We start from the raw sequence: 19,683 nt of genomic DNA on the forward strand, positions 1-19,683 counted from the left end.
AGCGGAACCTATATCAGCCATCACCAGAGAAATGGATATGTACACTTGCCAAATATCTAGCGCCTGATCAAAAGTCATCGCTGGCAAGCCAAGCTCCCACAGGTTTCGGAGACATCCGCTTTAACTCACCAGCAGGGAGATAGCCTTCGTCGGAACGCCGCCCGGAGCCGGCTCGCTCCCACAAGGGGAACGCGTAAAACCCGAACCCAGGTCGGCTACTAGGCCGCCTCGGCGCATAGCTTTTGATCTGGCTTTTGATCTGCTCTGCCCCGTTAACCAGAGGCTGAACGCAGGTCTTGCGCAGTGGGCAACCCGGCAGGACGCTGGGTTAGCCGCCCCCGGCCAGGGATGTCCGATGGCGGCGGGCCCACGGAGCAAGGCCGGAGTGAAGGCATGCCGAGCCTAGGCGAGGCACCGAATGGAGGGGATTAAAGCGCTTGGTTACTTGGCGCTTTTCCAAGTAACCCGCTGTAAGAGCGGAACCTATATCAGCCTTCACCAAGGGAATGGATATGTACACCTGCCAACTCTCTAGTGCCTGAACAGAAGTCATCGCTGGCAAGCCAAGCTCCCACAGGGTTTTGGGCCATCCGCAATTTACTCGTCAGCAGAGAGATAGCCATCGCTGGCAATCGAATTGTCGCACCGCAGGTCACAGTGTTCTCGAACATCCGCAATCTATTCGTCAGCAGGTAGATCGCCTTCGTCGGAACGCCGCCCGGAGCCGGCTCGCTCCACAGGGAAACGTGTACAACACGAGAGCAGGTCGGCTATACGGCCGCCCCGTCCGCAAAAACACCAAACCAGAAACAGGCACTCAGGAATACTGCAGCTCAATCTCATCCAATTGATGATCGAAACTTTTCAGCCGCGCCGTCCAGGTGTACACCAGCACCTCGAAGTCACGGTTGATCACCGCACTGCCGTTGGCGTTATCAGCCCGCGGATCGCAGAAATCCAGTTGATAGCGCTCGCGGGCCATGGCCGTGGCGACGTCGGCCAGTTCGCGGGCGTTGTTGAGCCAGTGCCAGCGGTCGTCGGTGACTTGCTGATCCAGCGCCAGGCATTGGACCTTCAGCGCTTCGAGGCTTTTTTCCAGCGGCGTGCCGGTCAGTTCGCCCATGACTTCCTGAAACGTTCGCCCCGGTTGCCAGTAGCTGCCCCAAAAATAGCGATCGAACACGGTTTCGACCCGGCGCAACGCGACCTTGGTATCCCAGATCAGCACCCGCGTCTTGCCTTGTTCGAGTTGTCGTTTCTTGATTTTCTGGCCCTGGACCGAAGCCCAGGCGACGACCACGATGGCCATGACCGCAATCAGCGCCGCCGCGCTGTCGAGGAACACCATGGCCTTGTCGATCTGGTGGGCCAGCATGATGCCGTAGAAGTAGGTGGCCGACAGCAGCACGAGCGCTGCAATGGCGCACCAGAAGCCGAGAGCATAAGGGTTTTTCATTATTGGAGTCCCCATGACCTGCGCGAGCCTTGTGCGTGGGAACAGCGCTTTGCACGGGGCGCCGTTCCAACACTTCAAAGCATAGCAACGGCCTCAGGGTTTGCCGGCCTGTGACGCTTGCGTTCGTCCGCTTTCCCAACCGCCGCCCAGGGCGAGAAACAAATCGATCTGGCTCATGGCGACCTGGGTGTTGGCCGAGGCCAATTGCGCCCGCACATCGGTGTAGGTGCGGGTGGCTTGCAGGTCGGCGAGGAACGACGCGCGACCGGCGGTGAAAAAGCGGTGGGTCTGGTCTGCCGCCAATTGCGCCGATTGCTCGGCGTCGGCCAGCGCATCTCGCCGCTGCAGCAGTGCCGAATACTGCGCCAGGCCAGTCTGGGTTTCACGGATGGCGTTGAGCACCACGCCATCGAAATGCGCCAGGGCGCCCTGGGTCGCCGCTTCGGCTTCGCGGATGCGCGCCCGGGAGCCATTCGACGGCACGGTCCAACTTAACAGCGGGCCGAAGCCCCAGCGATTGGTCGACGGTTTGCCAAGGTTATCGAGAATACCGACCGTGCCCACGGTGGCGCCGATACTGATGTCCGGGTACAGCTCGCCGGTGGCGATGCCGATCCCGGCGGTGGCCGCCGCCAGGCGTCGCTCGGCCTGGCGCACATCCGGCCGACGCTTGAGCAGCGTGGCGCCGTCGCCCACCGGTAGCAGTTGTGCGATCTTCGGCAGCTCGGCGCAATGGTCGGTGCCGGCCGGCAACTGGTCGAGGGGTTTGGCCAGCAGCATCGACAGGCGAAACAGCCCGGCCTGACGCGCCGCTTCGTAACGCGGCAAGTCAGCGCGCAAGGATTTGAATTGGGTTTGCGAACGGGTGACCTGGGTTTCATCGCCCCGGCCGGCGTCGCGCAGGCGCTGGGTCATTTGCGTGCTCTGGGCTTGCAGGTCGAGGGAATGCTCAGCGATCTCCCGCTCCTCGTTGGCGGCGCAGACCTGGGTGTAGGCCCGCACCACATCGGCCACCACAGTAATGCGTGCGGTATCGGCCGCCGCTTGGGTAGCGTCGGCGTTGGCCTTGGCGGCTTCGATGCCGCGCTGCAAGGTGCCGAACAGATCGAACTGATAGGAAGTGGTAATGCCGACATCGCCAATGTTGGCCACCGGCACTTTCTCGGTCAGCAGGAAGGCTTCGCCGGATTCCTGCAAGCGCTGCGCGCTGAGTTTGACCCCGCCGCTCCAGCCGCCGGCCGCTTGCGCTTCGTCGACCTGGGCCCGGGCGCGGGTCAGGTTGGCGGCAGAGACCCGCAAGTCGGTGTTGGAGGCCATGGCCTGCTCCACCAATCGATCGAGCCGCGGGTCTTGATACAGCCGCCACCAATCGCCAGGCACCGGCGCCGAGACCACGTTGGGATTGTCGCCAGCGACATGACCCTGCAAGTCCTGGCGCTGCACCGCGGCGTCCTTAGGCAACTGGTAATCCGGGCCGACCACTTGGCATGCCGACAGCAGCACACCTAAGCCAGCCAGGGCGAACGTCGCTGCCCGGTTCATGGCGTCGGCTCCCGCCGGGTCTGGTCGTCAATGATCGACACCGTGGCGGTGCGCCCGGCGATCATGCGGAAGTCCGCCGGGACGTCATCGAAGGCGATGCGCACCGGAATCCGCTGCGCCAGGCGCACCCAACTGAACGCCGGGTTAACGTTCGGCAGCAGGTTGGAACCGCTGCTGCGATCGCGGTCTTCGATACCGGCGACGATGCTCTCGACATGCCCGCGCAGCCGCGCACGGTCACCGATCACGCGGATGTCGACGCTCTGGCCGACGTGGATGCCGTCGAGTTTGGTCTCTTCGAAATAGCCGTCGATGTGAAACGAATTGCTGTCCACCACCGACAACACCGCGCGCCCGGCGGTGACGAACTCCTGGGCACGCGGGGCGCGGTCGTTGACGTAGCCGTCCACCGGGCTGCGGATCACCGAGCGGTCGAGGTTCAACTGGGCGCTGTCGACAGCCACCTGCGCTTCGGCCAGCGCCGACTGCGCACGGGCCACCCGCGACTGGCTTTCTTCCAGTTGCTCGCCCGGCACCAGATTGCCCAGGCCACGGTTACGCTTGGCTTCGCGTTGCGCCTGGGCCAGGGTTTCCTCACGGTCGGCCAGCGCCGCTTTCGCCTGGCGCAGGGCCAGTTTGAAGCGGTCCTGATCGATGCTGAACAACACCTGGCCGCGCTGCACCAACTGGTTGTCGCGCACCTGTACGTTCTGGATCAGCCCGGACACGTCCGGCGCGATCTGCACGATGTCGGCGCGAATGTGCCCGTCGCGGGTCCAGGGCGCGAACATGTAATACATCACCATGCGCCAGACCACGACAACGGCGAAGGTCACGATCAGCAGCGTCAGGACGACGCGGCCAAGGGTCAAAAATGGTTTTTTCATGTCATCAAATATCGACTGAGTGAATTCACGGCGCCCAGCAGCAGGGCGTAGAGAGCAACGTTGAACAGCGCCCGGTGCCACACCAAGCGATAAAAGTGCAGGCGCGTCAGCAGCCCGTGCACCAACAGGTACAGCACGTAGGTGATGCCCATCAGCACCAGCAGCGTCGGCAGGAACACCCCGCTGATGTCCAGATCACCGATCATAAAGGCGCTCCATCGATGCCATGGGGCAGCGGCGCTTCATGCTCGCCGCCGCCGACAAATTCCACCCCAGGCAACAGCGCCAGGCGCAAACCGCTCAAGGCGTGCAGCAAGTGCAGGCGGGTTGGGTGATCGCCCTGCGCGGCCTCATGGTTGAGCGCCCGACGCGTGCGGTCGAGGGTCATCAGCAACGGACTCCGCGCCGGCAATCGCTCGCCGGCCTTGAGGCAAGCCGAAAAGTAGTCGCCGACTTCGCTTACCACTTGCCGCAGCAAGGTGTTCGGGATGCCGATCACGCGCGGGGTGTAGGTCAGCAAGTCCAGAAGATTCAGCGCCACCCGCAACTCACGCAGGGCGATGCCGGTGTCTTGCCCGGTCAGCGCCAGGCGCGGCAAGTGTTGCATCAAGCGATCGAGCATCTGCACGCCCAGCCGCCGATGCTCGGCCAGGGAGGCGGGCTCGGTCAGGTCGACGATGTCGCGCCAACTGAACCGCGTCAGGCGCTTGGCCGCGAGTTCCGCACCGAACGGCCGCGCGATCAGGGTCCAGACAAAGGCAAACAGCAGACCCACCGGCCCCGCCAGATTGTTGTTGGCGAAGCTGAGAAAATCAGCGTCGTAGGCGCCCTGAATGCTGATGAAAGAGGAGGTGTTGACCAGTGTCAGCAGCATGCCGAGGTAGAAGCGCGGCTGCACGGTCAGGGTGCCGATGCAGATAAACGGCACCGCGAAGGCCAGCACCAGCATCGGGAAATCGTGCAGGTTCGGCAGCACCACAAACAGATACAGGCTGGCGAACAGCACCGACATCCCGGTCCAGAAAAAAAAGCGGAAAATCTGCGGCGCCGGGTCGTCCATGGAGGCGAAGAAACTGCACGCCACCGCCGCTAGAATCACCGCGCTGCCGCCGTCGCTCCAGCCGAGCAGAATCCACAGCACCGACGCGACGATGATCGCCGACACCGTGGACGCGGCGGAATAGAGCATCAACCCGCGGTCGAGAAACGGCGTCAAACGGCCCAGCCGCCAATGGCGATACACCGCGCGCCAGTTGTCCTGGCTGTCGCTGGCGATGGCTTGCTGCAGACTGCGACAGTCTTGCCACAGGTCGATCCATTCGCCGAGGCGGTACAGCGCGTTGGAAAACAACAGAGCCTTGCGTTCATTGAGTTCGACGGCGCTCGGTTGCAGTGCGTCGAGTTGAGCCCTCAACGCTTCCCAGGACTGCAGCGAGCCTTCGTTTTGCGCCAGCCACTGACGGGTGGACTCGAGCACTGGCGCGAACTTGTCGACCAGCTCCGGGGTGCGGCGCTCCAGGGCGTAGAGCGCATCATCGAGGGCGTCCACCACCGGCAGCAGATGAATCATCCGCCCGCGCAATTCCTTGGTATTGCGCACGGTTTGCGGCCGGGCGCCTTCGTGGGGCAATTGGCCGATCATCAATTCAAGCGAGTTGAAGGTCGCGACCATGGCTGAGCGCAGGTTGCTGACCTCTTCCGGCTGCACGTCGCGGTTGAGGAAACGCAGGCTGTAGGACGAGGCATCGCTGAACCACTTGTCAACCGAGTCGCTGAACACCGGCATCAGCCGACGCGGCCAGAAAATCGCCCCGACCACCGCCGCGCAGGCGATGCCAAGGAAGATTTCTTCAGTGCGCGCCTCGGCCACATCCCACACCGCGAGCGGGTTATCCACCACCGGCAAGGCAATCAGCGGCAAGGTGTAACCGGCGAGCATCAACGCGTAGCTGTTGGCGGTGCGCAAATGCAGTGAGAGGAACAGCAAGGTGCCGGTCCACAACGCGATAATCACCACCAGCAGATAAGGCGTCTGGATAAACATCGGCACGAACAGCACGGCGGCCGCCGCGCCGATAAACGTACCGACTGCGCGGTACAGCGCCTTGGAACTGGTCGGTCCGACAAACGGGCTGGCGACGATGTACACCGTGGCCATCGCCCAGTACGGACGGGGCATCTGCATCAGCAAGGCGATGTACAACGCGATCATCGACGCGGCGAACGTGCGCACGCCGAAAAACCAGTCGCGGGCCGGCGGTACGCCCGTGAAAAACCCGTTCACGAGCCGACCACCGGTACGTACTGCGCCGCCTCAAACGCCCGCAGCACACGCAAGGTCGCCTGCAAATCCGCCTCGTCGATGCCTTCGAGCACTTCATGGCGCAGACGCACCAGTTCGACTTCCACTGCTTGCACCAACTCGCGACCGCGCTCGGTCAGGCTCAGGCATTTGGCCCGACGATCGTGCGGATCTTCGCTGCGTTGCACGTAGCCGGAATGGCACAACTGATCAAGCAGACGCACCAGCGATGGGCTCTCCATGCCAGCCGCCTGCGCCACAGTGACCTGCCGCACGCCCTCGCCCAGCCGTCCGATCATCAACAAAGGGACCGCGCAGGCTTCGGAAATGCCGTAGTTGACCAGCGTGGTCTGGCAGATTTTCCGCCAGTGCCGCGCAGCCACCACCATGGCACTGCTGATGTTCATTTGAAGAGCGTCGAGAGACTGAGACACGTGAAAGCTCGGATACTGTTAGTTTGCTAACTATCAATATCGCACTGCATGGGAAATTCAGTCAAGTTTTGAAACATATCGTTCCGCCCAGCGGCCGCCAGAACCGCAGCAGAGGCAAAAGGTATGAACGACATATACACTTAGTTATTACATTCGCTAGGAGGCAGGACATGTCAAAACAAGCGGTCTTTACGATGAAGCTTGAATCCGATTTGCGGGACCAGTTCATGGCGGAAGCAGAAGCCGCACATCGACCTGCTTCTCAGATTGTTCGGGAACTGATGCGGCAGTACGTGCAGACGCAACAAGAATCCAGGGAATATGAGGCTTTTTTGCAACGCAAAGTCGACATCTCTCGTGAAGCCGTCCAAGCCGGACAAGGGTTGACGCATGACGAAGTAGAAACCGCTTTTGCCCTGAGGCGCACGCAGGCGGCTTCGCTTAAATGAGGATTATGTGGACGCCGCAAGCTGCACAGGATCGTGCTGACATCTGGGATTATCTGCATGCCTTCAACCCTCGAGCAGCCATCGACATCGATGCTCGGATCAGCGGCTCAGTCAGCCGTCTGATCCAACACCCACGAGGTGCACCGTTGGGGTTGATTAAAGGCACACGAGAGTTAAGCCCTCATCCCAATTACCGAATCGTTTACGAAATTGACCAGGAAATCATTTGGGTACTAGCCATTATTCATACCGCTCGCCAGTGCCCCCCGGCAGCGCGCTAAACGGGACGCCCTCGCCCCTTGCGCAACATCACGTCCAGTTGATCCACCACCTCCGCCCAATCCGCGTCCTCGAGAATTCCATCGCGCAGAAATTGCGCTTGGCTTTTGCTCCAGAAAAACGCGTTGGCCAGGTGCATTTTTGGCCGCAGCGGCGAGTGGCTGGCAATGAATTGGTCGATGCTTTCCGGGTCGTGCTCGAGGCCAAGTTGCTTGAACAGCGACGGCAGGCTGTGGGTTGGGGTGTGCATGGCGGGGCTCCTGTGGCGGGCAACGATGAGCGGACGCTGACTCTGCAAAGTCTAGGCGCACCCACCGTCGCCACGAAAAAATCCGCCCGCCGGGCACCGGCGCCGCTCAGCGTTGCGCGGTCTGTGGCAACGGATAGACCGACTGCCAGCCACCCCCCAGAGCCTTGTACAAACCGACCATGGCCAGCGACACGCCGGTCGAGCTTTCGACCAGTTGCTCCTGCGTGCTCAGCAGCGCCGCTTGCACCGTCAGCACGTTGACGAAATCCACCACGCCCTCGGTGTATTGGCGTTGTGCGGTATGCAGGGCGATCTGGTTTTGCCGCACCGCTTCGGCGAGGCTGTCGCGGCGCAGTTGGCTGGCGTTGTACGCGGTCAACTGATCGTCGATTTCATGCCAGGCGCGCAGCACGGTCTGCTGATAGGCCACCGCCGCTTCCTGTTGTTGGGCTTCACGCAGTTTGAGCACGCCGCGCAGGCGTCCGCCGTCGAACAGCGGCAGGCTGAACTGCGGGCCGATGCCGAACGAGCGCGAGCCCCACGAGCCGAAATCGCTCAACTGCATGGCTTGCGAACCCAGGTTGCCGGACAGGGTGATGCGCGGATAAAAATCCCCCTTAGCCACGCCGATGCTCGCCGTGGCGGCATGCAGTCGGGCTTCGGCCTGGCGAATGTCCGGGCGCCGTTCGGCCAGCTGCGAGGGCAGACCGATCGCTACCTGACGCGGGGTTTGCGGGATCGGCGCATCGGCCGACAGCTCCGCCGCCAAGGCCTGCGGCGGCTCGCCCATCAGCAGGCTCAGCGCGTTGATCAGTTGGGCCTGGCGTTGTTGCAAGGCGGGCAGTCGCGCCTCAATGGTGGCCACTTGCGCGGCGGCTTCGGCGACGTCCAGATCAGTGGCCACGCCATCGGCCAGGCGCAGTTGCGAGAGCTTCAGGCTGTGCCGAGCCACGTCGAGGTTCTGCTCGGTGACGGCGCGGGTGTTCTGCACGCCGCGCAGTTGCAGGTAGTCCTGGGCGGTTTCGGCGAGCACCGCGATCAGCACCCCGCGCTGATCGTTTTCTGCCACTTCCAGGGTGGCGTCGGCGGCTTCGGTTTGACGTCGCACGCGGCCCCACACATCCAGTTCCCACGCCGCCGAAAACCCGGCATCCCACAGGTTGAAGGCCTCACGCCCGCCCTTGCCCGACGGGTCGCTCAAACCCTTGGTACTGTTGCGCTCGCGGCTGTAGCTGCCGCCGACGGCGGTGTCCGGGTATTGCTCGGCGGTCACCACCTGGCGCGCGGCGCGGCTTTGCTGCAAGCGGCTGCTGGCCAGTTTCAGGTCAAGGTTGTCGCTGAGCGCGCGCTGGCTCAGGGCTGAGAGTTTGGCGTCCCGGAATACCTCCCACCAACGCTCGTCCAGGGTCGTTGCCACGGCCTGGCTGCCGGCGGCTTTTTGCGGCCTGGACCATTCGCTGACTTGCAGCGGTTGCGGCCGCTGAAAATCCGGGCCGACGCTGCAGGCGCCCAGCGACAGACCCGCCAACGCTAAAACCATTGAGCTTCCTCGCCGTAGAAACAGGCTCATTGCTGCACCACCTCAGTCCGGCGAAGGACCGTGTCGATGCTCGCCTCCACCGACATCCCCACGCGCAAGCGTTCGGCCAGTGGCTGGCCCGGATCAAGGATGATTTTCACCGGGATACGCTGTACGACTTTGGTGAAGTTGCCGGTGGCGTTGTCCGGTTTGATCGAGGCAAACGTCACCCCGGTGGCCGGCGCGAGGCTGTCGACGCGACCATGCAGGATCGCCCCGCCGAGGCTGTCGACCGACACCTGTACGTCTTGCCCTGGCTGCATGTCGATCAGCTGGGTTTCCTGAAAATTGGCCATCACGTAGGCCTGCTGCAACGGCACCACCGCCAGCAGTTTACTGCCCGGGGTGACGTAGGCGCCGACCCGCACCGCGCGCTCGCCGACCATGCCGTCCTGCGGCGCGACGATGCGAGTGTAGGACAGGTCGAAACTGGCGATTTCCAGCGCTGCCTGCGCGCGTTTCAAGTTGCCATCGGCGGCATCGCGCTGCGCAGTCAGAATCTCGACCTGTTTGCGTTCGGCCTCCAGCACCGCGCTGGCCTCCGCCGAACGCGCCATGGCCTGATCGATGCGGGTGCGCGCCTGTTGCGCGCTTTGCACGGTGCCCGCGCCTACCCCGGCGAGGTGGTTGTATCGGGTCAATTCATGTTGCGCGAAGGCCACTTCGGCTTTGGCCGACACGACCTTGGCCTGTGCCTGGGCGATCACCGAGGTCTGCCGCTCCAGGGTGGCCTGCGCGTTTTTCAATTGGGCCTTGGCCACCAGCGTTTGCGCGTCCGCCGCCTGGGCCGCCGCGCGCAAATCGCGGTCGTCGATCAGCGCCAACAACTGCCCGGCCTTGACCTGCTGATGGTCCTCCACCAGCACCTCTTTGATAAACCCGGCAACCCGCGGCACCACCAGCGTGAAGTCGGCCGAGATGTAGGCATCGTTGGTGCGCTGGTGCGTGCGCTGACCGAACACACCCGGCGCCAGCCAGTACGTCAGCACACCGATTGCGACTACCGCCGCGACCACGCCGATCACGGTTTTCTGTTTGGATTGGAGCGTCATATACAACCTCGATGTAGCGATCAGGTCGGCGCGCGCGGCGGATACATCCGCGTCGGCAGCCAGAAAATCAGCAGGATTAGCGCCAGCGCAATGCCGGCCATGCACAGGTAAAGGTCCGAGGACGTCAGCACCAGCGCCTGCATATGAATGCGGTGGGCAAGCCCGGCGCTGTCGCTGTCGGCCAGCGGCGAATTGCCGAGGCGGTCCACCAGCATGGTCGAGTGCAAGTGCTGGCGCGCCGTGGTCAGGGTTTCCAGCACGCCAGTGGCGATTACCGCCGCCAGGCCCTTGACCGTGTTGAACCACGCCGAGGCGAACGGCCCCTGCGTCGGGTGGATGCTGCCAGTGGCGAGCATCAGCAGCGGCAGCACCGCCATGGGCTGGCCAAAAATCTGCAGCAGTTGCAGCACGTAGAAATCATCGCGGATCCACACCGACGTAATCTGCGAGCCGCCAATGCATGACAACGCCAGCATGCTCAGGCCGATCCCCAATACCCAGCGGCAATCGACCCAGCGCAGGTTGCACAGCGCCGCCACCAGCGGCAGAGCGATCAATTGCGGGCCGGCCATCAGCAGCATCACCGGCGCGGTTTGCCATGGCCGATAACCCTGGACCTGCGCCAGGTAACTGGACGGGATCAGGATCACCGCCAGCAACACCACCAACACGCCTGCCAGGGTTATCAGCGCGAATGACAAGTTGCGGATGCCGAGCATTTGCAGGTTGAAGAACGGCACCTCTTGCGACCATTCGTTGACCATGAACAACACCATCAGCACCAGGCCGCCGGCGAGCAAAAAGCAGATCAGCCCAGACTCGAACCAGTCCAGGCGATTGCCCTGGAGGATGCCGACCACCAGCATGCAAATCGCCGGAAAACCCAGCAGCAAACCGCGCCAGTTGAAAGCCTTGAGGCGTTCCAGGCGCACCGGGTCCTGGGGAATGCCGTAGCCCACGGCGAGCATGGCGATCAGCGCCGGAACGATGATTTGCCAGAAGGTCCATTGCCAGCCGACGTGCTCGGTCCACAACCCCGCCAGGGGTGTACCGATGCCGGGGCCGAAGGTCGCGGTCAAGGCATAACCGGCCAAGCCATAAAGCTTCACGCCGGGCGGCAGGAAACGCAGGGCCACGGTCATCAGCATCGGCGGCAACGCACCGGCGGCCAGCCCTTGGACGATGCGCAGCACCAGCAAGCTTTCGAAACTCGGCGCGAACGGGCACAGCACCCCGAGCAGCACAAACACGGCGATGGCGGCCAGGGTGAAACGGCGCAGGGAGAAGGTCACCGCGCACCAAGGCGCGAACGCGGCGGCGGCCACCGACGTCGCGGCGTAACCGGCCACCAGCCAGGTGCCTTCGTCGTAACCAATGCCGAGCCCGCCGCGAATATCCGCGAGGGCGACCTTGATTACCGTTTCGTTGAGGCCTGCCACCAGCACCGCGAGCAGCACGCCGACCAGGCCGGTGATGATCCGACCACTAAACACCGGTGGCGCCGCTGCGGTGGAACCGGCCACGGTCGCCGGACTCGTGACCGTGAGGGAGGTCATGGGTTGCCAACTCCAGATGAATAAGTCCGGAGCAGTGTATGAAGATCAACCCGTGTGGAAAACTGACTTATCGACAACTTATAAGTGCGTCAGACGCACGAATTAAACGCGCCGCAGTTCCCCTGTGGCGAGGGAGCTTGCTCCCGCTGGGTCGCGCAGCGGCCCAAAATTTTTGCGAGCGCTGCGCACTCGAGCGGGAGCAAGCTCCCTCGCCACAAAAGCATTTCACTATCACTTACCACAGCACCGCACCATTACTCACCACGGCAATGCGCAATCAGTCAGGCTGCGACTCTTTCCAAGTCGCATCGCAGCAAGCCTTAAGCGTTTCGCGCAGCCAGCGGTGCGCCGGGTCATTGTCGTAACGGGGGTGCCAGGACTGGGTCAGGATGATGGTCGGCAGCGCCAACGGCAGTTCGAACCAGCGCAAGCGCAAGCCCAGCCGCCGTACGCTCCGCAGAGCCTCCTTGGGCACCGGCAAAATCAGGTTGGAATCGGGCAAAGCGAACATCGCGGCGTGGAAACTTGGCGCGATCACCGCCACCCTTCGCTCCAGCCCCAGGGCGTTGAGCGCGGTGTCGATCGGGCCACGGGCGATGCCTCGGCGCGACATGCTGATGTGGGAAAACCCGGCGTAGCGCTCGGCAGTGATTTCCTCTTCGAACAGCGGATGATCCTCGCGCACCAGGCCAACGAAATGGGTCGAGAACAGGTTTTGCACTTTGACTTCAGGCATCAGTGGCCGGTTGTTGCTGACGTTCAGATCAATCCGCCCTTCGCGCAGCGCCTCGTCGTCGCCATCGCCTTCCGGGACGAAGCGCAATTCGCAATGCGGGGCCTGGCGGTCGAGAGTGTCAAACAGCTTGCCGCCGTACACGCCGACGAAAAAGTCATTGGCGCGGATGCTGAAGCGTCGGCGCAAGCTGCCGAGTTCAACCTGATCGGCTGAGCGAAAGAGCAGCGCTGCTTGCTCGACCAGGTCGCGCACCTGTTCCCGCAGGGCCAGGGCTTTGGGGGTCGGCACCAGGCCACGGCCGGCGCGCACCAGAATCGGGTCGCCTATGGCGTCGCGAATTCGCGTGAGGGTGCGGCTCATCGCCGCCGGGCTGAGGTTCATCCGCCGCGCCGCGCCCACCACACTGCCCTCGTCGAGCAAGGCGTCGAGGGCGACCAACAGGTTCATGTCCGGGAGTTGCATGCAGAGCACTCATCGACGACCGGGATTGAGTCGGGTGCAATGCTAGCAAACATCTTCAAGATAAGCGGTTCCAGATCGGGCCCTATCGCTGGCAAGCCAGCTCCCACAGTGATCGGCGCCGAACAAAAGATAATGGCCAGCCACAAAACCCTGTGGGAGCTGGCTTGCCAGCGATGAGGCCAGCAGCAACACCCAACCTACCGCTGCATCCCCCAGCGCTTGACCGTCACCCGCTCAAGGATGTTGAACACCAGGTTCTCCACCAGCAAACCAATGAGGATCACAACCGCCAGCCCGGCGAATACTTTGTCGGTGTACAGCTCATTGCGGTTCTGGAAGATGTACCAGCCGAGGCCGCCCTTGCCGCTGGTGGCGCCGAATACCAGCTCGGCGGCGATCAGCGTGCGCCAGGCGAAAGCCCAGCCGATTTTCAACCCGGCGAGGATCGACGGCAGCGCCGCCGGGATCAGGATGAACAGCACAAAGCGGATGCCCGTGAGGCCATAGTTACGCCCCGCCATGCGCAGGGTTTCCGACACCCCGAGGAATCCGGCGTACATGTTCAGCGCCAGCGCCCACAGCACCGAATGCACCAGCACGAAAATCAGGCTGTTCTGTCCCAGGCCAAACCACAGTAACGCTAGCGGCAACAACGCAATGGCCGGCAACGGGTTAAACATCGAGGTCAGGGTGCTCAGCAAATCGCGACCGAACTGGCTCGACACTGCCAGCGTGGTCAGGCCGAACGCTAACACGATGCCGAGCACATACCCCTTGAGCAACACCACCAGGGAAATCCACACCTTGCCCAGCAACTCACCACTGGCCAGACCGTCGTACAGCGCGATGCTGGTCTGCAGGAAACTCGGCAACAGCAAATCGTTGTTTTGATACCGCGCCGCCGCTTCCCACAGCACCGCGAGCAAAATCAGGATCACACTTTTACGCAACCAGCCCTGCTGCCACAGACGCTGGCCCAACGGTAATTCACGCTCCAGAGGCACGCTCAACAGCGGCTCCAAAGCAACTTCGTATTCTTGGCGGATGCTCATCGCATTACCCTCTTGAACGCTTAGTAAGCGATGCGAATGTCGTTGAAACCCAGCTCACGCTCGGCATCGCCCACCGGGCCTTCATCAAACAACAAGCGATGAATGCGCTGCGCGGTGTGCTGGAAACCCACGCCACCGAGGCTGTGCAAGTCGTACTGATGGCTGTGGATTTCCGCGCGCACCCGACCCGGATGCGGCGACAGCAACAGGATGCGATTGCCCACCACCAGCGCTTCTTCGATGGAGTGCGTGACGAACAGCAGGGTGAAGCGCACCTCTTCCCAAAGCAGCAGCAATTCTTCCTGCATCTTGCGTCGGGTCAGGGCGTCGAGGGCGGCGAAGGGTTCATCCATCAGCAGGATTTTCGGCTGCATGGCCAAGGCGCGGGCAATCGCTACACGGGCCTTCATGCCGCCGGACAAAGTATGCGGATAGGCATCGGCGAACGCCGCCAGGCCCACCTTTTCCAGGTAATGCAGCGCCCGCTCTTCGGCATCGCGACGGTTAAGGGTTTTCGACGCCAGCAGCGGAAACATCACGTTCTGCTTGACGGTTTTCCACGGTGGCAGTTGATCGAATTCCTGAAACACCACGATGCGGTCCGGCCCCGGGCCGTGGACCACTTGGCCGTCGAGGCGGATCTCGCCTTCCACTGGCTGGATAAAGCCGCCGACCGCTTTGAGCAAGGTCGACTTGCCGCAACCGGACGGCCCGAGCAGCACAAAGCGGTCCGCCGGGTCGATCTCAAAACTGACTTGGTGAGTGGCCCGCACCACCCGTTGCGGGGTGCGATATTCCAGGCTGACGTTATCCACCGCGAGCAACGTGCCGGTGGCTGAAACAGGGTTGCTGGCCGTGTGGCCTTGCAAAGACGCATTCATCTAGATCAGCTCCCCTGCAACGGTTTGGTGTCCTGGAAAAAGTAATCCTTCCACGATTCCGGTTTGTTTTTGATCGCGCCCACGCGGTGCAGGAACTCGGCCAGTGGGTAGGTGTTTTTCGGCGTGACGCTGAATTCGAATTGCGGGTTGTCGATGATTTTCAGCAGCGCCGCACGGTCGATCTTGGCTTTGGTCACGCGGATGTAAGTGTCCGCCGCCGCGCCTTTGTCGTTCTGCGCGAACTCGGCGGCTTCGCTCAGTGCCTCGACGAACGCCTTGTAGGTTTTCGGGTTGTCGTTGCGGAATTTTTCGGTGGCGAACAGCACGGTCGGCGAGTTCGGGCCGAGCAAGTCGTAGGTGTTCAACACCACGTGCACGTTGGGATTTTCCAGCGCCTGATCCTGGAACGGCGGGTTGGAGAAATGCCCGGTCAACTCGGTGCCGCCAGCGATCAGCGCCGCAGTGGCGTCCGGGTGCGGGACGGCCACGGTGTATTTGTCGAGACGATTGAATTCCTTGTCGCCCCATTGCTTGGCCGCCGCGTATTGCAAGAACCGCGACTGCACCGACACGCCCACCGCCGGCACCGCAATGCGATCCTTCTCGGTGAAGTCGGCGATGGTTTTGACCTTGGGATTATTGCTCACCAGGTAGTAGGGAAAGTTGCCCAGCGAGGCGACAGCCTTGACGTTCTGCTTGCCGTGGGTGCGGTCCCAAATGGTCAGCAGCGGCCCGACGCCGGCGCCGGCAATGTCGATCGAGCCGGACAGCAATGCATCGTTGACCGCCGCGCCGCCGGACAGCTGCGTCCAGTCGACCTTGATGTCGATGCCTTCTTCCTTGCCGTGCTTCTCGATCAGGTTCTGATCGCGCACCACGTTGAGCAGCAGATAGACGATGCCGAACTGTTCGGCGATGCGGATTTCACCCTCGGCGTGGGCCACGGTCGGCGCCACCAGGCTGCCGGCCAACAGGCTGAAACCCAGGCCGAGGGCCGCCGTCAGCGGCGCCCATGGAAGACGTTTGGACATGCTGAATCTCCGGAATCAAAAAGGCGCGTCGCCCTGTATAGTGGTGCGATAGAGCTTGCGGCGCAGATGACTCGGGCAACCGGCGGCCAGGTGGATCAGCGAGCGGTTGTCCCAGAACACCAGGTCATGGGGCTGCCATTGATGGCGGTAGATGTTCTGCGGCAACACGCTGTGGGCGTACAGCTCCGTGAGCAGTTGCTGGCTCTCGTCGTCCGGCAGACCGACGATGCGGGTGGTGAAACCTTCGCTGACGAACAACGCCTTGCGCCCGTTCTCCGGGTGCGTGCGCACGATCGGGTGGACCACTTCCGCCACTTGGGCGAGTTGTTCCGGGGTCAGGGTCGGGCGCCAGTTGCCTTCGAATTTGGTCTCGCTGTAGCGCGCCGTATAAGAGTGCGCGGCCGAGCGACCTTCGACGGCTTTACGCAGCGCGTCGGGCAGGTTGTCCCAGGCTTTGTGCATGTCGGCGAACAGCGTGTCGCCGCCCTCGGACGGCAATTCCTGGGCATGCAGCATCGAGCCCAGGCTTGGCAGCTCCTTGTACGACAGGTCGGAATGCCAGAACTTGCCCGCGTCACCCAGGCCGATGTTCTGGCCGTTCTCGACAATGTTAGAGACGATCAGGATTTCCGGGTGGTTGGCCAGCAAGAACTGTTTGAGCACGTGAATCTGCAGCACGCCAAAGCGGCGGCTGAAAGCAATCTGTTGTTCGGGGGTGATGCGTTGATCGCGGAACACCACGACGTGGTAATCCAGATGAGCGCGGTGGATGCGCGCGAAGTCCTGATCGTTGATCGGGCGGGACAGGTCCAGGCCGATGATCTCGGCGCCGACGGCACCGCTGAAAGGACGGATGTCGAAACTTTGCGGCGCGTTGGTCGCGGCGCTTGGGGTAGCAGTGGCTGCAGACATGTATCACTCCCACGCACGTCGCGCTCACACGGCGCGCACGTCGATCAAGAAACTCACGGAGGTCCCGTGTTGGTTCGTGTCGTGCGGCGCGTCGATTGGTCGACGGGTACGCAGGAGGTCAACTTTATAGGTATAAGAACTGGAATTTAAATACTGTTATTGAATAACCATATGGCTTTTGGGCAGTAGGGAAGTACCCAAAACATGTGGGAGCGGGGCTTGCCCGCGATGAGGCCGGCCGCCTCACTGCAACTCGATCGGCTCAACGTAAGGCGTCTGCAAATCCCGCTCGGGAATCTCCCAGACAATCAGCTTCGGCGGCGTTTGCTTGAACGCCGGGTTGCTGAAGTAGCCATTGGCGCCCCCGGAGAACTCGCCGCCGTCCTTGCCGAAGTTGCCGATTGGCGCACCGAGGGCCTGTTGCAGGAAGCCGGCGAAGTTGGAGTTGCGCGAGAACGAGGTGCCGATCAGCGCCACGTTCGGCAAGTTGTCGTCGCCGAACAGGTCATCGAGATTATCGCCGCCATCCTGGGCTTCGCTGGCCTGCTCGCTGATCAGGGTCGCGGCGACGCTTTCCGCCGTCGGTTGCCAGCTGACCGGCAGCCATTCCAGGCCGGCCAGACGCACCAGGTCGCCGGGACGCCGGGCCGGGTCTTGCACGCGGGCCTCGAATGCTTTCTGCGGTGTGGCGCTGATGCCCAGGGTGTTGACCCGCGTGGCCACGGCTTTGGCCGCCGCCGCCGCGCCGGTTTCACTCCAGTGCGTGTCCGTGCGCAGGTAGGCGTCGGCACCCAAAGGTTGCAGGCTCGGCGCCAGGTCCAGGGTGGCAACGCCAGCCTTGTTCAGCCCGTCGACCCAGACTACGGCGCGATCCTGCAACTGCGCCGGGCGCGTCAGATCACACAACTGCGCACTGGCGATACGGCTCTTGTCCGGCACCACCGCTACCAGCAGCGTGATGCCTCGTTTCGCCAGGCGTTGCTGGACGTCGCGCACCACAGCTGCCTTGCGCTCGGCGTTAGCCCGGGCGTGACGGTTGATGCGCATCTCGTCGGTCAGGAACAACCAACCGGCACAACCCGGACGCACCCGCGGCCCGGTGTCGTGCAGCACCAGCCAACTGCCGGCGCGTTCGAGGTCGGCGGCGTATTCCGGTACCGCAGCCTTGGACAATTGCTTGGCAATCTTGTGGGTCACGTCGCCCTCAAGCGCCGCTTGCCGGGTGAGATTGGCCGGCAGCAGCTCGACCTTGCCGCTGAGCAGTAGCCAGGAACAAGAGACAAAACCAACCGTAAGAAACGCGACGAACACCGCGCCCGCCACTTTACTGATGCGGGCGTTGAGTTCACTCGGTGGAGCCGGAACGTGGGATGCAGAAGACATGGGCGCGGCCATCAGAACTGGAAGTACAGGAAAGGCACCGCTTCACGGCTCGCGATCAACGCGAACGAAAGCAGGAAACCCGCCACCGGCCACAGGGCCGCAATCGGTGCGAACAACGCGTTGCCACCGAAGCGCTGCTCGTAACGGCTGTGCAGGAGCGGCGCGACAATGCACGCCACGCCCAGCAACGCAGCCAGGCCGTGGACCGGACGCAGGGTCACGGCCAGCGCATCGCCCAAGGCGAAACCGTGCAAGCCGAACTGGCCGGCGTACATGGTCATCGCCGAATGGAAGTCCGGCGCGCGAAACAGGGTCCAGGCCAGGCACACGAATAGCAGCGTCAGGGTGTGCGACAACAGCGGCGGCACGCTCGGCAGGCTGGAGCGCGACCACAACCGATCGACGCACAAGGCAATGCCGTGCGCCGAACCCCAAAGCAGGTAATTCCAACTGTCGCCGCCATGCCACAGACCGGCGATGGCCATGGTCAGGAACAGGTTGCGATAGGTTTTCCACGCACCGTTGCGGTTGCCGCCCAGGCCGATGTACAGGTAGTCGCGCAACCAACTCGACAGCGACAAGTGCCAGCGCCGCCAGAAGTCCTGGATGCTGCTGGCCAGGTACGGCCGGTTGAAGTTTTCCGGGAAGTGGAAGCCGAGCATCAGGCCCAGGCCGATGGCCATGGCGCTGTAGCCGGCGAAGTCGAAAAACAGTTGCAGCGAGTACGCCAGGCAACCGATCCAGGCATCGACGAAGCTCGGGTTTTCCAGGTGAAACGCCACGTCCACCAGCGGCGACAACGTGTCGGCCACCAGCACCTTCATGCACATGCCGATCATGAACCGCCGCGCGCCGAGGGAGAAATTCTGCCAACTGAAATAACGCTGCACCAACTCGCGGCGCACCCAGTCGTAGCGAATGATCGGCCCGGCGATCGAGTGGCCGAACATCGAAATGTAGGTGGCGTAATTGATGAAGCTGCGCTCCACCGGCACCGTGTGCCGATGCACGTCCACCAGGTAGGAAATCGCCTGAAGCACGATGAACGACAGCCCCGCCGGCAACGCCACCCGCTGCCACTCCAGCGGCAGGGCGCCGTAGTAGGTGATCAGTTCACTATAGGTGCCGGCGAGAATATTGGCGTACTTGTACCAGCACAACACCGCGGTGTTGAACACGATCAGCGCGATCAACAACCGCACGCGGCCCTTCGAGTCCTCGCGGGAGCGATCCACCAGCAAGCCGCCGACCCAGGCCACGATGGTCAACACCACGTGCAGGGTCAGGAACAGCGGGCTCAGCCAGCCATAGAACAACCAACTGCCGATCAACAGGATGACGTTGCGCCAGGCCGGTTTGCCCAAGGCATAAATCAGCAGGAACGCAGGCAGGAACAGCGTCAGGAACTCGAGTGAGGCGAAGACCATGGCGGCGGCAGAA

Annotated in this window: 19 protein-coding genes; 2 read left to right on the plus strand and 17 right to left on the minus strand. The window is 62.7% G+C overall.

Annotation, left to right across the window (positions count from 1 at the left end; all coding sequences use genetic code 11):
* Positions 1-817 precede the first annotated feature (817 nt).
* The 6 genes from RG836_RS03625 to RG836_RS03650 form a co-directional block, all read right to left on the minus strand.
* Positions 818-1,456 carry an NADH:ubiquinone oxidoreductase subunit N gene (locus tag RG836_RS03625; RefSeq protein WP_310843276.1) on the minus strand — a complete coding sequence of 213 codons (639 nt, stop codon included), beginning with the start codon at positions 1,454-1,456 and terminating at the stop codon, positions 818-820.
* Positions 1,457-1,549: 93 nt separating this feature from the next.
* On the minus strand, positions 1,550-2,998 hold the full coding sequence (locus RG836_RS03630) for an efflux transporter outer membrane subunit (RefSeq protein WP_310843278.1): 1,449 nt from the start codon (positions 2,996-2,998) through the stop codon (positions 1,550-1,552).
* Positions 2,995-3,885, minus strand: coding sequence for an HlyD family secretion protein (locus tag RG836_RS03635; RefSeq protein ID WP_310843279.1), 891 nt, complete (start codon positions 3,883-3,885; stop codon positions 2,995-2,997). The genes RG836_RS03630 and RG836_RS03635 overlap by 4 nt, the downstream gene beginning before the upstream one ends.
* Positions 3,882-4,091 (minus strand): DUF1656 domain-containing protein, encoded by a 210-nt coding sequence (locus RG836_RS03640; protein WP_310843280.1) that lies wholly within the window; start codon positions 4,089-4,091, stop codon positions 3,882-3,884. Before RG836_RS03640 ends, RG836_RS03635 begins: the two co-directional genes overlap by 4 nt.
* Positions 4,088-6,169 carry an FUSC family protein gene (locus RG836_RS03645; RefSeq protein WP_310843281.1) on the minus strand — a complete coding sequence of 694 codons (2,082 nt, stop codon included), beginning with the start codon at positions 6,167-6,169 and terminating at the stop codon, positions 4,088-4,090. The genes RG836_RS03640 and RG836_RS03645 overlap by 4 nt, the downstream gene beginning before the upstream one ends.
* Positions 6,166-6,594, minus strand: coding sequence for a MarR family winged helix-turn-helix transcriptional regulator (locus RG836_RS03650; RefSeq protein ID WP_310843283.1), 429 nt, complete (start codon positions 6,592-6,594; stop codon positions 6,166-6,168). Before RG836_RS03650 ends, RG836_RS03645 begins: the two co-directional genes overlap by 4 nt.
* A gap of 197 nt (positions 6,595-6,791) precedes the next feature.
* On the opposite strand from RG836_RS03650, the gene RG836_RS03655 reads away from it, so the two are divergent.
* Together RG836_RS03655 and RG836_RS03660 are read left to right on the plus strand one after the other, a co-directional pair.
* Positions 6,792-7,070: an antitoxin of toxin-antitoxin stability system gene (locus RG836_RS03655; protein WP_310843284.1), complete on the plus strand. Its 279-nt coding sequence runs from the start codon at positions 6,792-6,794 to the stop codon at positions 7,068-7,070.
* Positions 7,071-7,075: 5 nt separating this feature from the next.
* On the plus strand, positions 7,076-7,351 hold the full coding sequence (locus tag RG836_RS03660) for a type II toxin-antitoxin system RelE/ParE family toxin (RefSeq protein WP_310843285.1): 276 nt from the start codon (positions 7,076-7,078) through the stop codon (positions 7,349-7,351).
* On the opposite strand, the gene RG836_RS03665 is transcribed toward RG836_RS03660, so the two are convergent.
* The 11 genes from RG836_RS03665 to RG836_RS03715 form a co-directional block, all read right to left on the minus strand.
* Positions 7,348-7,599, minus strand: coding sequence for a DUF2789 domain-containing protein (locus RG836_RS03665; RefSeq protein ID WP_310843286.1), 252 nt, complete (start codon positions 7,597-7,599; stop codon positions 7,348-7,350). The genes RG836_RS03660 and RG836_RS03665 overlap by 4 nt on opposite strands.
* 106 nt (positions 7,600-7,705) lie before the next feature.
* Positions 7,706-9,139 carry an efflux transporter outer membrane subunit gene (locus RG836_RS03670; RefSeq protein ID WP_409078052.1) on the minus strand — a complete coding sequence of 478 codons (1,434 nt, stop codon included), beginning with the start codon at positions 9,137-9,139 and terminating at the stop codon, positions 7,706-7,708.
* A 26-nt stretch (positions 9,140-9,165) separates the two neighbouring features.
* Positions 9,166-10,230 (minus strand): HlyD family secretion protein, encoded by a 1,065-nt coding sequence (locus RG836_RS03675; protein WP_310843288.1) that lies wholly within the window; start codon positions 10,228-10,230, stop codon positions 9,166-9,168.
* A 20-nt stretch (positions 10,231-10,250) separates the two neighbouring features.
* Positions 10,251-11,786, minus strand: a complete 1,536-nt coding sequence (locus RG836_RS03680) for an MFS transporter (RefSeq protein ID WP_310843290.1) — start codon at positions 11,784-11,786, stop codon at positions 10,251-10,253.
* Between the two features lie 277 nt (positions 11,787-12,063).
* On the minus strand, positions 12,064-12,984 hold the full coding sequence (locus RG836_RS03685) for a LysR family transcriptional regulator (protein ID WP_310843292.1): 921 nt from the start codon (positions 12,982-12,984) through the stop codon (positions 12,064-12,066).
* Positions 12,985-13,181: 197 nt separating this feature from the next.
* Entirely contained in the window at positions 13,182-14,036 is an 855-nt protein-coding gene (locus RG836_RS03690) for an ABC transporter permease (RefSeq protein WP_310843294.1), read from the minus strand.
* A 20-nt stretch (positions 14,037-14,056) separates the two neighbouring features.
* The gene (locus tag RG836_RS03695; RefSeq protein ID WP_310843297.1) at positions 14,057-14,917 is read right to left on the minus strand and encodes an ABC transporter ATP-binding protein; all 861 of its coding nucleotides are present in this window, start codon (positions 14,915-14,917) and stop codon (positions 14,057-14,059) included.
* 5 nt (positions 14,918-14,922) lie between these two features.
* Entirely contained in the window at positions 14,923-15,948 is a 1,026-nt protein-coding gene (locus RG836_RS03700; RefSeq protein WP_310843298.1) for an ABC transporter substrate-binding protein, read from the minus strand.
* A 15-nt stretch (positions 15,949-15,963) separates the two neighbouring features.
* Positions 15,964-16,860, minus strand: coding sequence for a TauD/TfdA dioxygenase family protein (locus tag RG836_RS03705; RefSeq protein ID WP_310843300.1), 897 nt, complete (start codon positions 16,858-16,860; stop codon positions 15,964-15,966).
* Between the two features lie 243 nt (positions 16,861-17,103).
* A complete protein-coding gene (locus RG836_RS03710) occupies positions 17,104-18,243 on the minus strand; it encodes an alginate O-acetyltransferase AlgX-related protein (RefSeq protein WP_310843301.1) in 1,140 nt (379 codons plus the stop codon).
* 11 nt (positions 18,244-18,254) lie between these two features.
* The gene (locus RG836_RS03715) at positions 18,255-19,670 is read right to left on the minus strand and encodes an MBOAT family O-acyltransferase (protein WP_310843303.1); all 1,416 of its coding nucleotides are present in this window, start codon (positions 19,668-19,670) and stop codon (positions 18,255-18,257) included.
* Between the last annotated feature and the right edge of the window lie 13 nt (positions 19,671-19,683).

The sequence above is a fragment of the Pseudomonas rhizozeae genome (assembly GCF_031583775.1).
Classification (GTDB): Bacteria; Pseudomonadota; Gammaproteobacteria; order Pseudomonadales; family Pseudomonadaceae; genus Aquipseudomonas.

What these genes read in the sequence shown, in the direction of transcription:
- RG836_RS03625 (WP_310843276.1), bottom strand. Translation starts at nt 1,456, where the DNA reads ATGAAAAACCCTTATGCTCTCGGCTTCTGGTGCGCCATTGCAGCGCTC.
- RG836_RS03630 (WP_310843278.1), bottom strand. Translation starts at nt 2,998, where the DNA reads ATGAACCGGGCAGCGACGTTCGCCCTGGCTGGCTTAGGTGTGCTGCTG.
- RG836_RS03635 (WP_310843279.1), bottom strand. Translation starts at nt 3,885, where the DNA reads ATGAAAAAACCATTTTTGACCCTTGGCCGCGTCGTCCTGACGCTGCTG.
- RG836_RS03640 (WP_310843280.1), bottom strand. Translation starts at nt 4,091, where the DNA reads ATGATCGGTGATCTGGACATCAGCGGGGTGTTCCTGCCGACGCTGCTG.
- RG836_RS03650 (WP_310843283.1), bottom strand. Translation starts at nt 6,594, where the DNA reads ATGAACATCAGCAGTGCCATGGTGGTGGCTGCGCGGCACTGGCGGAAA.
- RG836_RS03655 (WP_310843284.1), top strand. Translation starts at nt 6,792, where the DNA reads ATGTCAAAACAAGCGGTCTTTACGATGAAGCTTGAATCCGATTTGCGG.
- RG836_RS03660 (WP_310843285.1), top strand. Translation starts at nt 7,076, where the DNA reads ATGTGGACGCCGCAAGCTGCACAGGATCGTGCTGACATCTGGGATTAT.
- RG836_RS03665 (WP_310843286.1), bottom strand. Translation starts at nt 7,599, where the DNA reads ATGCACACCCCAACCCACAGCCTGCCGTCGCTGTTCAAGCAACTTGGC.
- RG836_RS03670 (WP_409078052.1), bottom strand. Translation starts at nt 9,139, where the DNA reads ATGGTTTTAGCGTTGGCGGGTCTGTCGCTGGGCGCCTGCAGCGTCGGC.
- RG836_RS03675 (WP_310843288.1), bottom strand. Translation starts at nt 10,230, where the DNA reads ATGACGCTCCAATCCAAACAGAAAACCGTGATCGGCGTGGTCGCGGCG.
- RG836_RS03680 (WP_310843290.1), bottom strand. Translation starts at nt 11,786, where the DNA reads ATGACCTCCCTCACGGTCACGAGTCCGGCGACCGTGGCCGGTTCCACC.
- RG836_RS03685 (WP_310843292.1), bottom strand. Translation starts at nt 12,984, where the DNA reads ATGCAACTCCCGGACATGAACCTGTTGGTCGCCCTCGACGCCTTGCTC.
- RG836_RS03690 (WP_310843294.1), bottom strand. Translation starts at nt 14,036, where the DNA reads ATGAGCATCCGCCAAGAATACGAAGTTGCTTTGGAGCCGCTGTTGAGC.
- RG836_RS03695 (WP_310843297.1), bottom strand. Translation starts at nt 14,917, where the DNA reads ATGAATGCGTCTTTGCAAGGCCACACGGCCAGCAACCCTGTTTCAGCC.
- RG836_RS03700 (WP_310843298.1), bottom strand. Translation starts at nt 15,948, where the DNA reads ATGTCCAAACGTCTTCCATGGGCGCCGCTGACGGCGGCCCTCGGCCTG.
- RG836_RS03705 (WP_310843300.1), bottom strand. Translation starts at nt 16,860, where the DNA reads ATGTCTGCAGCCACTGCTACCCCAAGCGCCGCGACCAACGCGCCGCAA.
- RG836_RS03710 (WP_310843301.1), bottom strand. Translation starts at nt 18,243, where the DNA reads ATGTCTTCTGCATCCCACGTTCCGGCTCCACCGAGTGAACTCAACGCC.
- RG836_RS03715 (WP_310843303.1), bottom strand. Translation starts at nt 19,670, where the DNA reads ATGGTCTTCGCCTCACTCGAGTTCCTGACGCTGTTCCTGCCTGCGTTC.